General features: G+C 70.4%; 13 protein-coding genes. 7 read left to right on the top strand and 6 right to left on the bottom strand.

Annotation, left to right across the window (positions count from 1 at the left end):
- Positions 1–88: 88 nt before the first annotated feature.
- The 5 genes from pyrH to N553_RS0113910 all read left to right on the top strand — a co-directional run bounded on the left by pyrH (position 89) and on the right by N553_RS0113910 (position 4029).
- Positions 89–832 (top strand): UMP kinase, encoded by a 744-nt coding sequence (pyrH, locus tag N553_RS0113930; protein ID WP_028047037.1) that lies wholly within the window; start codon positions 89–91, stop codon positions 830–832.
- 50 nt (positions 833–882) lie between these two features.
- Complete coding sequence (frr, locus tag N553_RS0113925) at positions 883–1440, top strand: ribosome recycling factor (protein ID WP_028047036.1); 558 nt, start codon at positions 883–885, stop codon at positions 1438–1440.
- Positions 1440–2282: a phosphatidate cytidylyltransferase gene (locus tag N553_RS0113920; RefSeq protein ID WP_028047035.1), complete on the top strand. Its 843-nt coding sequence runs from the start codon at positions 1440–1442 to the stop codon at positions 2280–2282. Before frr ends, N553_RS0113920 begins: the two co-directional genes overlap by 1 nt.
- Positions 2283–2350: 68 nt before the next feature.
- Positions 2351–3478 (top strand): 23S rRNA (adenine(2503)-C(2))-methyltransferase RlmN, encoded by a 1128-nt coding sequence (gene rlmN, locus N553_RS0113915; protein ID WP_028047034.1) that lies wholly within the window; start codon positions 2351–2353, stop codon positions 3476–3478.
- Positions 3475–4029 (top strand): DivIVA domain-containing protein, encoded by a 555-nt coding sequence (locus N553_RS0113910; protein ID WP_028047033.1) that lies wholly within the window; start codon positions 3475–3477, stop codon positions 4027–4029. The genes rlmN and N553_RS0113910 overlap by 4 nt, the downstream gene beginning before the upstream one ends.
- A gap of 181 nt (positions 4030–4210) precedes the next feature.
- On the opposite strand, the gene N553_RS0113905 is transcribed toward N553_RS0113910, so the two are convergent.
- The 3 genes from N553_RS0113905 to N553_RS25115 all read right to left on the bottom strand — a co-directional run bounded on the left by N553_RS0113905 (position 4211) and on the right by N553_RS25115 (position 6756).
- Positions 4211–5020, bottom strand: a complete 810-nt coding sequence (locus N553_RS0113905) for an ABC transporter permease (RefSeq protein WP_051640179.1) — start codon at positions 5018–5020, stop codon at positions 4211–4213.
- Positions 5017–6012, bottom strand: a complete 996-nt coding sequence (locus tag N553_RS0113900; protein ID WP_028047031.1) for a daunorubicin resistance protein DrrA family ABC transporter ATP-binding protein — start codon at positions 6010–6012, stop codon at positions 5017–5019. Before N553_RS0113900 ends, N553_RS0113905 begins: the two co-directional genes overlap by 4 nt.
- Positions 6013–6078: 66 nt before the next feature.
- On the bottom strand, positions 6079–6756 hold the full coding sequence (locus tag N553_RS25115; protein WP_156043845.1) for a PadR family transcriptional regulator: 678 nt from the start codon (positions 6754–6756) through the stop codon (positions 6079–6081).
- Here N553_RS25115 and dxr point away from each other — a divergent pair.
- Positions 6741–7943, top strand: a complete 1203-nt coding sequence (gene dxr, locus N553_RS0113890) for a 1-deoxy-D-xylulose-5-phosphate reductoisomerase (protein WP_051640177.1) — start codon at positions 6741–6743, stop codon at positions 7941–7943. The genes N553_RS25115 and dxr overlap by 16 nt on opposite strands.
- A gap of 16 nt (positions 7944–7959) precedes the next feature.
- Here dxr and N553_RS0113885 read toward each other — a convergent pair whose 3' ends face one another.
- From N553_RS0113885 to N553_RS0113875, 3 genes are read right to left on the bottom strand one after another with little or no spacing between them, the layout of a single operon-like run.
- Positions 7960–9345 carry an FAD-binding oxidoreductase gene (locus N553_RS0113885; protein WP_081844604.1) on the bottom strand — a complete coding sequence of 462 codons (1386 nt, stop codon included), beginning with the start codon at positions 9343–9345 and terminating at the stop codon, positions 7960–7962.
- The gene (locus N553_RS0113880) at positions 9342–10718 is read right to left on the bottom strand and encodes an aspartate aminotransferase family protein (RefSeq protein ID WP_028047028.1); all 1377 of its coding nucleotides are present in this window, start codon (positions 10716–10718) and stop codon (positions 9342–9344) included. The genes N553_RS0113885 and N553_RS0113880 overlap by 4 nt, the downstream gene beginning before the upstream one ends.
- Positions 10715–11191, bottom strand: a complete 477-nt coding sequence (locus N553_RS0113875; protein ID WP_028047027.1) for an Lrp/AsnC family transcriptional regulator — start codon at positions 11189–11191, stop codon at positions 10715–10717. The genes N553_RS0113880 and N553_RS0113875 overlap by 4 nt, the downstream gene beginning before the upstream one ends.
- Before the next feature lie 182 nt (positions 11192–11373).
- On the opposite strand from N553_RS0113875, the gene N553_RS0113870 reads away from it, so the two are divergent.
- Positions 11374–12822, top strand: coding sequence for a gamma-aminobutyraldehyde dehydrogenase (locus tag N553_RS0113870; RefSeq protein WP_369796717.1), 1449 nt, complete (start codon positions 11374–11376; stop codon positions 12820–12822).
- Positions 12823–12857: the final 35 nt, after the last annotated feature.

Raw genomic sequence — 12857 nt, 5'->3', positions numbered from 1 at the left:
TGAGCACGGCGGTGGCCCCGATCCGGTTGGGTCGGGGCCACCGCCGCAGCCAGGAACGGCCAGTACAGGACACTCTTCAGGAGGCGACGTGAGCCACAGCCCGAGCACCGCACGCGGGGCCGAGCCGGAGCGTCGGGTCCTGCTCAAGCTGTCGGGCGAGACGTTCGGCGGCGGCGACATCGGCCTCGCGGCGGACGTCGTGCAGCGCGTCGCAGGAGAGATCGCGATCGCGGTGCGCGCCGGGGTCCAGGTGGCCATCGTCGTCGGCGGCGGCAACTTCTTCCGTGGCGCGGAGCTGTCCCAGAGAGGTCTGGACCGTGCGCGGGCCGACTACATGGGCATGCTCGGCACGGTGATGAACTGCCTGGCGCTGCAGGACTTCCTGGAGCAGGCCGGCGTGAGCACCCGGGTGCAGACGGCGATCACGATGGGTCAGGTGGCCGAGCCGTACATCCCCTTGCGGGCCATCAGGCACCTCGAGAAGGGCCGCGTCGTGATCTTCGGCGCCGGTGCCGGCATGCCGTACTTCTCGACCGACACGGTGAGCGTGCAGCGCGCCCTCGAGACGCACTGCCACGAGGTGCTCATGGGCAAGAACGGCGTGGACGGCGTCTACTCGGCGGACCCGCGCACGGACCCGACCGCCGTCAAGCTCGAGCACCTGACCTACACGGACGCCCTCGTCAACGACCTGGGAGTCATGGACGGCTCGGCCCTGAGCCTGTGCCGTGACAACGACGTCCGCATGCGCGTGTTCGGACTGGAAGAGGTCGGAAACGTCACCCGGGCGCTGCAGGGTGAGAAGATCGGCACGCTGATCACGGCCAGCTGATCTGGCATGGTCGATGGTTCGCACAACACGAGACGCACGAAGGAGCTCCGGTGATCGACGAGACCCTCTTCGAGGCTGAAGAGAAGATGGACAAGGCCGTCGAGGTCGCCAAGGAAGACTTCTCGACGATCCGCACGGGCCGCGCGAACGCCGCGATGTTCTCCAAGATCTTCGTCGACTACTACGGCAGCCCGACTCCGTTGCAGCAGCTCGCGTCGTTCAACGTGACCGAGGCGCGCACGATCCTGGTCTCGCCGTTCGACAAGTCGTCGAGCGTGGCGATCGAGAAGGCGCTGCGCGACTCGGACCTCGGGGTCAACCCGACCAACGACGGCAACGTCATCCGTGTCGTGCTGCCTGCGCTCACGCAGGAGCGTCGCAAGGACTTCGTGAAGCTGGCCAGGACGAAGGCCGAGGACGCCCGCATCTCCATCCGGAACATCCGTCGACGCGCCAAGGAGGAGCTCGACCGGATCGTCAAGGACGGCGAGGCCGGCGAGGACGAGGTCGGCCGGGCCGAGAAGGAGCTCGAGGCGTTGACCAAGAAGCACGTCGACCTCATCGACCAGCTCCTCTCGTCCAAGGAGAACGAGCTGCTCGAGGTCTGATGACGGACACAGCCATCGCCAGCACCCGTACGCCGCGCTCGGGTCGTGACCTGCCGGTCGCGATCGTCGTCGGCGTCGGCCTGCTCGTCGTCGTGGTGGCGTCGCTGTTCATCCGCAAGGAAGCGTTCGGCGTCCTGGCGATCGTCGCGGTGTGCGCTGCGCTGTGGGAGCTTGCTCAGGCGTTCACGCGTCGCGACATCCACCTGCCGTTGCTCCCTCTGCTGGTCGGTGCGGTCGGCATCCTCGTCTCGGCGTACACGGCCGGTCCCGAGGCGCTGTTCGTCTCCTTCATGCTCACCGTCGGGGGCGTCGTCGTCTGGCGTGTGCTCGACGGCAGCGGCCAGTCGGCGCTGCGGGACGTGACCGCCGGAGCGTTCGCGGCCGCGTACCTGCCCTTCCTGGCCGGGTTCGTCATGCTCATGCTCGCCGAGCCCGACGGACCCTCGCGCGTCATGCTCTTCATCCTGCTCTGCGTGGCGAACGACACCGGTGGGTACACGGTCGGTGTCCTGCTGGGCAAGCACCCGCTTGCCCCATCGGTCAGCCCGAAGAAGACCTGGGAGGGTCTGCTCGGCTCGGTCGTGCTCGCGTGCGTGGTCGGTGTGGTCGGCGTCCAGGTCGCGTTCGGCGGCAAGCCCCTGGTCGGCGTGTTCGTCGGCCTTGCCACGGTCGTGACCGCAACCCTCGGGGACCTCAGCGAGTCGCTGCTCAAGCGCGACCTGGAGCTCAAGGACATGGGCCGGCTCATCCCGGGTCACGGTGGCCTGCTCGACCGTCTCGACTCCATGCTTCTGACCGTCCCCGCGGTCTACCTCGTCCTGTCGGTCCTGCAACCCGCCTGACCCGACACGCTTCTTCTTCTCGTTCGCGCGGCTCCCCAGCCGTCGGCCCGACCCGAGAGGGGGTACCCATGAGCGGTACACCCGTCCGCCTCGACCTGTCCTCGCCCAGCCGTGGACCGAGGGGCAAGCCACCCAAGCACTTCGTCGACCTCACGCCCGAGCAGCGGGTAGAGGCCGTCACGGAGCTGGGGGAGAAGCCGTTCCGCGCCAAGCAGCTGGCGACGCATTACTTCACGCACCTCTCGAACGACCCCGCGACGATGACGGACCTGCCGAAGGCGACACGCGACAAGCTGGTCGAAGGTCTCTTTCCGCGCCTGCTGACGGCCCACAAGACCATGACGGCGGACCAGGGCACGACCGTCAAGACGCTCTGGCACCTCTTCGATGGTGCCAAGGTCGAGTCCGTGCTGATGCGGTACAAGAACCGCACCACGCTGTGCATCTCGAGCCAGGCCGGGTGCGGCCTCGCGTGCGCGTTCTGCGCGACCGGCCAGATGGGTCTGACGCGCAACCTGTCGACCGCCGAGATCGTGGAGCAGGTCCGCGCCGCCGGCCGCATGCTCGCCGACGGCGAGGTGCCGGGCGGCCCGACCCGGCTGACGAACGTCGTCTTCATGGGGATGGGCGAGCCGCTGGCCAACTACAAGTCGGTGATGGAGACGGTGCGGCGGCTCGTCGCGCCCACGCCTGACGGCCTCGGCATGTCCGCGCGCAACGTCACGGTCTCCACGGTGGGCATGGTCCCGGCGATGAACAAGCTGGCCGGCGAGGGGATCCCGGTGACGCTCGCGCTGTCCCTGCACGCACCCGACGACGAGCTCCGGAGCGAGCTCGTGCCGGTCAACACGCGGTGGTCGGTGGCCGAGGCCATCGACTCGGCGCACCGGTACTTCGTGGCGACGGGCCGACGCGTCTCGATCGAGTACGCGATGATGCGCGACATCAACGACCAGGCGTGGCGCGCGGACCTCCTCGGCGAGCTGCTCAACCAGCGTGGCCGGGGCTGGGTGCACTGCAACCCGATCCCGCTCAACCCCGTCCCGGGTTCCAAGTGGACGGCGAGCGATCCGGCGGTCGAGCAGGAGTTCGTGGCACGCTTGCGGGCGCACGGGATCCCGACCACCGTCCGGGACACGCGCGGCAGTGAGATCGACGGTGCCTGCGGCCAGCTCGCAGCAGAGGAGGACGAGTGAGCGACGGCATGTTCCGGACCGTGACGGGTCTGAAGCAGGGCTACGACCCCGACGAGGTCGACGACTTCTTCGCGCACGCGAGGGCGGTGTACGAGCAGGGGCCGGCGTCTGCGCTGTCCAGCAAGGACGTGCGCGGCGTCGCGTTCGACATGGTGCGCGGCGGCTACGTGACGGCTGCGGTCGACGCGGCGCTGGATCGGCTCGAGGCGGCCTTCGTCGCCCGGTCGCGTGCCGAGTTCGTGGCGACGCAGGGGCAGCAGGCGTGGATGGCCAAGCTCAGCGAGCAGGCTCGGACGCTCTACGGTCGGCTCGGTCGCCCCGACGGGGATCGGTTCGCCCCGCCGGAGCGTCGCCAGCAGGGCTACGAGCCCGCTGACGTCGACGAGCTGTGCCGCCGGCTGGTCGCCTACTTCGACACCGGGGCGCCGCTTGCGGCAGCCGAGGTGCGCGCGGCGACGTTCCGGCACCGCAAGGGCCGCAACGCCTACGCCGAGGCGCCGGTCGACGCGTTCCTGGCGCGTGCCGTCGAGGTGCTGCTCGGCGTCGAGTGACGAACCGAAGGCCGCGCCCCGTGAGAGGGGCGTGGCCTTCGGCATGTCTGCGGTCGCTCAGTCGTCCTCGCGCGTCAAGGTTCTCGTTCCGAGCTGGTTGTCCGCGGCCTTGTGGTCGCTCAGCCGTCCTCGCGCTTGAAGGTCCTCGCGCCGAGCTGGTTGTCCGCGGCCTTGCGGTCGCTCAGCCGTCCTCGCGCTTGAAGGTCCTCGCTCCGAACCACATGCCTATCGCCGCAAGAGCGATCGTCGTCACGACGCCCCAGATCGCCGTCGGCGTACCGAAGTCCCCGTTGAACTGGGCGCGGATGCCCGAGACCACGTGCTTGACCGGGTTGAGGTTCGAGAGGGTGTTCAACCAGGCCGGTGCCGTCGCTGCGGTGATGGGCAGCAGGATCCCGGACAACAGCAAGAGCGGCAGGGCGATGCCGTTCATGAGGGGAGCCAGCGCGTCCTCGCTCTTTAGCGTGAGCGCGATCGCGTAGGACGCGGACGCGAAGGCGGCAGCCAGGAGGGCTCCGGTGACGATGCCGAGCACGACGCCCCAGAACGGCGCCTCGAGCCCGAACAGGAACGCCACCGAGCACAGCACGACGCCCTGGATGAAGACGACGATCACGTCACGGGTGACGCGGCCGAGTACGAGTGCCGCACGGGGAGCCGGGCTCACGCGTTCGGCCTCGATGACGCCGTCCCGCCATTCGCCGATCAGGCCGAAGCCGACGAACAGGGCTCCGAACATGCCCAGCTGCACGAGCAGGCCGGGGACGAACATCTGGTAAGCGTTCGTGGCTCCGAGCTGTCCGGCGATCGGTTCGAGCAGCGGACCGAACAGGCACAGGTACAGCACGGGCTGCAGCAGGCCCATCACGGACCACACCGGGTTCCGCAAGGAGATCCGCATGGCTCGGCGGAACACGGTCGAGCTGTCTCGCAGGAAGGTCGAGCGGCCGGCCTGCTCGTCGAGGAACACGGGGCTTTCGGTGGTGGTCATGCTGCTTCTCCGTCGGTGGTGTCGGCGCTGTCACGGCTCTGCTCGCCGTCCCGGAGCGAACGCCCGGTGAGGGTGAGGAAGACGTCGTCGAGGGTTGGGCGACGCAGCTCGACGCCGTCGACCTCGAGGCCGTCGGCGTCGAGTGCACGCAAGAGGCCGGCGAGCTGCGTGCGGCCCTGCGGGACACGCACCTCGACGACCGAGCCGTCGACGACGGCCTCGCTCGAACCGGGCAGCCTGGCGGCGACGGCAGCGATGCGGGCCACGTCGGACGGCTGTGTCGCGGTGAGGACGATCGCGTCACCGCTGACCCGCTGCTTGAGCTCCTCGGGGCTGCCCTGCGCGACGATCTGCCCCGCGTCGATCACGAGGATCCGGTCGCACAGCGCATCGGCCTCGTCGAGATAGTGCGTGGTAAGGAACACGGTGCTGCCGCGGGTGTCTCGCAGGCCGCGCACGTGGGTCCACAGGTTGGCGCGGGCCTGGGGGTCGAGGCCGGTGGTCGGCTCGTCGAGGAACACGAGCCGGGGCGTGTGGATGAGCCCCAGGGCGATGTCGAGGCGTCGGCGCTGGCCTCCGGACAGCGACCCTGCCTTGCGGTCCCAGAGCCCGTCGAGCTCGAGCTGCCCGAAGAGCTCCTGGCCGCGGGTCACCGCGACCGATCGCTCGAGGCCGTAGAGCAGGGCGTGGTCCACGACCTCCTCGCCGGCTCGTGCCTCGCTCGCGGTGGAGCCCGACTGCGCGACGTAGCCGATACGGCGCCGGACGGTCGCAGGGTCCCGGCGCAGGTCGGCTCCGGCGACCGTCGCCTCCCCGCGCGTGGGGCGCAGCAGCGTGGTCAGCATGCGCAGGGTCGTGGTCTTTCCGGCCCCGTTCGGGCCGAGGAAGCCGACGATCTCGCCGGCCTCGACGTCGAGGTCGACGCCGCGAACGGCGTCCACGTCCCCTCGACGGGTCGTGTAGGTACGGGCTAGTCCTCGGGCATGGATCATGGCGGGTTCTCCTTCGCGTGGTGAACCCAGTATTCAACCTGGACTATTACTCGTCAAGCTTGACTATTACGTGTCCTCGTTCGCCATCGCGTAGACGACCCACGGGCCGACGCCTGCCGCGCGGGCGACCTCGAGCTGCTCGGGCGTCGGGTTCCACAGCGGGGGCTCGCCCTGGAACGCGTAAGCGCCGCTCCGCAGCCGCTCCAGGTAGCCGCGCGCCCACTCCAGCTCGCCGCGGTCCCGGGCGCTCATCAGGCGGCTCACCTCGGTCGCGGTGTCCGGCGTGTCCTTGGCCTCGAGGATCTCTTGCATCTGCGCGGCCAGCGACGTCAGCGAGTCCTCGAGCATGCGGACCCTCGTCTCGATCGCCTGGACCACCTCGTCGCGGGTGAGGGCGAACGCCATGTTCACGGCCGTGAGGAGCAGCGTCGGGTCATCCGTCGTGAGCAGCCCGGCACGCACCAGGCCAAGGAACTCGGACTCGCCGGCCTCCGTGAGCCGGTAGGTCGTGCGGGGCGGTCGAGGCCCGTCGGTGACCACCCCCACCTCCTCGAGCAGGCCCGAACGGCTGAGCGACTTGAGCGCGTTGTAGATGGACCCGGGGTGCACGTGCGCCCACCGGTCGACCTCCCAGCTCACCAGCTCGCGGCGCAGGAAGTAGCCGTGCACGGGCTGGAAGATGCGCACGCAACCGAGCACGAGCAGGCGGGTGGCTGCCCCCTGGGCAGATGCTGGACCTGGCATGCGGCGATCCTGCCACTTCCCGCGATGATGGGTCCGTGAGCACGCGAACCGTCATCCTGCTGGGGTCCACCGGGTCGATCGGCACCCAGGCCGTCGACGTCATCACCCGCAACCCCGACCGGTTCACGGTCACCGGACTGAGCGCGGGAGGACGAGACGTCGGACTGCTCGTCGACCAGGCCCGGCGGCTGGGCGTGTCGACCATCGCTGTCGCCGACGAGGCCGCAGGTCCCGCGCTGCGCGAGGCGCTCCCCGGCGTCGAGGTGCTCGTCGGGCCGCGCGCGTCGACCGAGCTCGCAGGCCGCGGAGCGGACGTCGTGCTGAACGGCGTCACCGGGAGCGTCGGCCTCGGCCCGACGCTGGCAGCTCTCGGCGCCGGCAGCACGCTGGCGCTCGCCAACAAGGAGTCGCTCGTCGTCGGCGGGCGGCTCGTCCAGGCGGCGCGACAGCGGCCCGACCAGATCGTCCCGGTGGACTCCGAGCACTCCGCGATCGCCCAGGCCCTGCGCGGCGGCACCCGCCCGGAGGTCCGCAGGCTCGTGCTGACCGCGTCCGGGGGACCGTTCCGCGGCTGGGCCCACGACGACGTCAAGACCGTCACGCCGCAGCAGGCGCTCGCGCACCCGACCTGGTCGATGGGGCCGGTCGTGACGATCAACTCGGCCACCCTCATGAACAAGGGCCTCGAGCTGATCGAGGCCCACCTGCTCTTCGACGTCCCCGTCGAGGACATCACGGTGGTCGTGCACCCGCAGTCGGTCGTCCACTCGATGGTCGAGTTCGTCGACGGATCCACGCTCGCCCAGGCGTCCCCGCCCGACATGCGTCTGCCGATCGCCCTGGGCCTCAGCTGGCCCGACCGGGTGCCCGACGTGGCACCCGGCTGCGACTGGACGCAGGCGACGGCGTGGACGTTCGAGCCGCTCGACGAGGAGGTCTTCGGTGCGGTCGCGCTCGCGAGGGCCGCGGTGGCCACGAGCCCGACGCACCCGGCCGTGTACAACGCGGCGAACGAAGAGTGCGTCGAGGCGTTCCTGACCGGGCGGATCGGCTTCCTCGACATCGTGAGCACCGTGCAGCGGGTGCTGGGTGAGCACGCAGGAGCGGACGACCTCTCGCTGGACGCCGTGCTCGATGCCGAGACGTGGGCACGCCGCCGCGCCCACGAGCTCCTCGCCCGGTCCTGAGCGCCGAGAGGCGGGGTCAGCCCCCGAGCACCTTGTGGAGAACGGCTTCGACCCGGCTCGAGTGACCGGACCGGAGCTCGGTGCGGTCCGCCCAGGCCGCGGCGCGGCGGGCTGCCGTGATCCCCGCCCAGCGCAGCGGTTCGGGCTCCCACCGGGGAGAGCGGTGACCCACCCACGGCAGGCGGACGATCGGCGACTCGGTGCCCGTGACCAGGTCGGCGAGCGTCCGGCCAGCAAGGTTCGTGGTCGCGACGCCGTCGCCGACGTATCCGCCGGCCCAGCCGATCCCGGTCTCGGCATCGAGCCCGACCGACGGGCTCCAGTCGCGGGTCACGCCGAGCGGGCCGCCCCACCGGTGGGTGATCACGGCGTGGTCGAGCACCGGGAAGAGCTCGACCAGCTCGCGCTCGAGGTGCTCGGCGGTCGACGTGAGCTGGTCGTAGGAGGGCCGGATCGACGAGCGCAGGTGGTACGGCGCGCCGCGGCCGCCGAAGGCCAGCCGGTCGTCCGTCGTGCGCTGGCCGTAGACGATCAGGTGTCGCGCGTCGCCGAACGTCTGGGCGCGGTCCAACCCGATCTGCGACCAGACCTCGGGCGGCAGCGGTTCGGTCGCGATCATGTGGGAGTACACGGGAGCGACGTCGCGACCCGAGCCCGGCAGCTGTGACGTCCAGGCCTCGGTCGCGCGGATGACCCAGCGGGCGCGGACGGTTCCGTGGTCCGTGACGACGGCGCGCGGAGACAGGCGCAGCGCGCGGGTTCCCTCGACCAACCGGGCACCGCGGGAGACAAGCACGTCCACGAGTCCACGGACCAGCCGCAGCGGCTGGATCCGGGCGCAGTCCGGGGTGAACGAGCCGCCGATCACACCCTGGGCCCGCACGTGGTCCTCGACCTCGTCGGGACCCAGCAGGTGCGACTCGTCACCCCAGCGGGCATCCGCGCCGACGTCCGAGGCGATGCGCTCGAGCTGCGGACGGTTGCGCGCGAGCGTGACCGTGCCCCCGAACGCGAACCCGCAGTCGATCTGCTCGGCCGCGGCGACGCCGCCCACCTCGACGACGGTGTCCCGCATCGCCGCGCGCATGTCCAGGGCCGCGTCATGCCCGTGGCGACGGGCCAGCTCGTCGGCGGAGACGGGGAACAGTGCGGAGCACCAGCCGCCGTTGCGCCCGCTCGCCCCGAACCCGGCAACCTCGGCCTCGACGATCAGCACGTCCAGCGCTGGGTCCTGCTCGAGCAGGTAGTAGGCCGTCCACAGCCCGGTCAGCCCTGCGCCGACGATCACGACGTCGGCTGTCTCGTCACCGTCGAGCGGGTCGCGGCGAACCGAGGCCTCGGGCTCGTCGGCCGCCACCTGGTCGAACCACAGGGACGCGGGAGGGGTCGCGTGAGCCGTCACAGGTGCGTCCACGCCTCGGTCAGCACACCGCGCAGGATCTGCTCGATCTCATCGAACTGCTGCTGGCCGCACGTGAGCGGGGGAGCGAGCTGGATGACCGGGTCTCCGCGGTCGTCGGCGCGGCAGTACAGGCCGGCCTCGAACAGCGCACCGGACAGGAACCCGCGCAGCAGACGCTCGCTCTCGTCGTCGTCGAACGTCTCCCGCGTCGTCTTGTCCTTGACGAGCTCGATCCCGTAGAAGAAGCCTTCGCCGCGCACGTCGCCGACGATCGGGAGGTCGAGCAGCTTCTCCAGCGTCTGCCGGAACGCCGGGGCGCTCTCCTTGACATGGGTGGTGATGCCTTCGCGTTCGAAGAGGTCGAGGTTCGCGTTGGCGACCGCCGCAGAGACCGGGTGGCCACCGAACGTGTAGCCGTGCGCGAACGAGGCGCTGCCGGTGGCGAACGGCTCGTAGAGCTTGTCCGAGGCGATCAGTGCGCCGATCGGGGAGTAGCCGGAGGTCATGCCCTTGGCGCACGTGATCATGTCCGGGACGTAGCCGAAGTCGTCGCACGCGAAGATCGAGCCGATCCGGCCGAACGCGCAGATCACCTCGTCGGAGACCAGGAGCACGTCGTGCTCGTCGCAGATCTCGCGCACGCGCTCGAAGTAGCCCGGAGGCGGCGGGAAGCACCCGCCCGCGTTCTGCACCGGCTCGAGGAAGACGGCGGCCACGGTGTCCGCCCCTTCGAACTCGATGGCCTCGCCGATGCGGTCCGCCGCCCACCGACCGAACGCCTTCGGGTCGTCGCGCAGGTGGTCAGGTGCGCGGTACTCGTTGGTGTTGGGCACCTTGTGCGCACCGGGGACCAACGGCTCGAACGGCGCCTTGAGCGTCGGCAGGCCAGTGATCGATAACGCCCCGTGCGTGGTGCCGTGGTAGGCGATCGAGCGCGAGATGACCTTGTACTTGTTGGGCTTGCCCGTGAGCTTGAAGTAGTTCTTGGCCAGCTTCCAGGCGGTCTCGACGGCCTCGCCGCCGCCCGTGGTGAAGAACACGTGGTTCAGGTCGCCCGGGGCGTAGGCCGCGAGACGCTCGGCGAGGTCGATCGCCTCGGGGTGGGCGTAGGACCAGAGCGGGAAGAACGCCAGCTTCTCGGCCTGGACGCGTGCGGCCTCGGCGAGCTCGGTGCGACCGTGCCCGGCCTGCACGACGAAGAGCCCCGACAGGCCGTCGATGTACTGCCGCCCGGCGTCGTCGTAGATGTGGTGGCCCTCGCCGCGCACGATCGTCGGGACGCCGTCCTCCCACGCGCTCTGCCGGGTGAAGTGGCCCCAGAGGTGGTCGCGGGCTGCCTGCGACCGGTTCGTGCCCGTCCGGGTCGTACTCATCTGGTCCCCCAGTTGTAGAGCTGCTTGCGCAGCTTCAGGTACACGAACGTCTCGGTGGTCCGCACACCCGGGAGCGAGCGGATCTTCTGGTTGAGGACCTCGAGCAGGTGGTCGTCGTCCTCGCACACGACCTCGCACAGCAGGTCGAAGCCGCCGGCCGTGACCACCACGTAGTCGACCTCCTGCAGGTCGGCCAGGGCGTCCGCGACGACGTCGAGGTCTCCCTCGCAGCGCAGGCCGATCATCGCCTGCCGCGTGAAGCCGACCTGGAGCGGGTCGGTCACGGCGACGATCTGCATGACTCCCGAGTCGGTGAGCCGCTGGACGCGCTGTCGGACCGCCGCCTCGGACAGGCCGATGGCCTTGCCGATCGTCGCGTACGGCCGCCTGCCGTCCTCCTGGAGCTGCTCGACGATCGCCTTGGAGACGTCGTCGAGGATCGGCCTGCCCTGTGCCGGTCTGCGTGTCCTCACGCGCCGATCGTGGTCGGCCGCGGCCCACGATGCAAGGAATTCGTTGTGACAGGCCGAAAAAACTTCTGATTCCGAGGACTTGCGCGCCTCGATCGGCCGGATGCTCCGTCCACCCTGCCGCAACCGAGGGCGGCGGCGTACGGTGCGACGACCGACGTACGCGCGCCCTCGAAGGAGTCACCGTGAGCCAGGCCCCCGACCAGACCATCGAGCTGTTGAACGTCGTCGGGGGTGAACGCAAGCCGGCCACGGACGGCCGAACGACCGCGGTGGTCGACCCGTCGACCGGTCGCGAGTACGCCCGTGCGCCGCTCAGCGGGTCGGCCGACGTCGATGCGGCGTACGCCTCGGCGTCGCAGGCGTTCACGACCTGGGGCCGCACGACGCCCGCCGAGCGGCAGCTCGCACTGCTGCGGCTCGCCGACGCCGTCGAGTCCCGTGCCGCCGAGTTCGTCGCGGTCGAGTCGCGGAACACGGGCAAGCCCCTGCACCTCACCGCGACGGACGAGGTCCCGCCGTGCGTCGACCAGCTGCGCTTCTTCGCCGGCGCTGCCCGCGTGCTCGACGGGCTCAGCGCAGGGGAGTACATGGCGGGTCACACCTCCTGGGTCCGCCGCGAGCCCGTCGGGGTGGTCGGCCAGGTCACGCCGTGGAACTACCCGCTGATGATGGCGATCTGGAAGATCGCGCCCGCGCTCGCGGCCGGCAACACGGTCGTCCTGAAGCCGTCGGACACGACGCCCGCGTCGACCCTGCTGCTGGGCGAGGTCGCCGCCGAGGTCCTGCCGCCCGGTGTGCTGAACGTGATCTGCGGGGACCGCACGACCGGTCGCGCGCTCGTCGCGCACGCCCGGCCGGACATGGTGGCGATCACGGGGTCGATCCGTGCCGGCTCGCAGGTCGCGGAGGCTGCCTCGGCCGGGCTCAAGCGCGTGCACCTCGAGCTCGGTGGGAAGGCACCGGTCATCGTGTTCGCCGATGCGGACATCGCCGCCGCGGCGGAGGGCATCGCCGGCGCGGGGTACTACAACGCGGGTCAGGACTGCACGGCCGCCACCCGGGTCCTGGTGCACGCGTCCGTCCATGACGACTTCGTGGCCGCGCTCGCCGAGGCAGCCCGCGGTCAGAAGACCGGGATGCCGGACGACGCCGACGTCGCGTTCGGCCCGGTGAACAACGCGGTCCAGCTCGAGCGCGTCACCGGCTTCCTCGACCGGCTGCCCGACCACGCCTCGGTCGTCGCCGGCGGGAACAGGGTGGGTGGCGCGGGCTACTTCGTCGAGGCGACGGTCGTGTCGGGGCTCCGCCAGGACGACGAGGCCATCCAGGACGAGATCTTCGGACCGGTCATCACGGTGCAGACGTTCACCGACGAGGACGAGGCGATCGCACTGGCCAACGGCGTGCGGTACGGCCTCGCGAGCTCGGTGTGGACCGCGAACCACGGCCGCGCGCTGCGGCTGTCCCGCGCCCTCGACTTCGGGGTGGTGTGGATCAACACGCACATCCCGTTCGTCGCGGAGATGCCGCACGGCGGCTTCAAGCAGTCCGGCTACGGCAAGGACCTGTCGATGTACGGGTTCGAGGACTACACGCGGATCAAGCACGTGATGTCCGCCTTCGAGGCGTAAGGGCACTGATCCGGCAGGTGAATGCTTCCGGCATG

Source organism: Cellulomonas sp. URHE0023, from assembly GCF_000688475.1.
Taxonomy (GTDB): Bacteria; Actinomycetota; Actinomycetes; order Actinomycetales; family Cellulomonadaceae; genus Cellulomonas.
The sequence above is the reverse complement of the archived record's forward strand: the minus strand, read 5'-3'. Positions and strand labels throughout refer to the sequence as shown.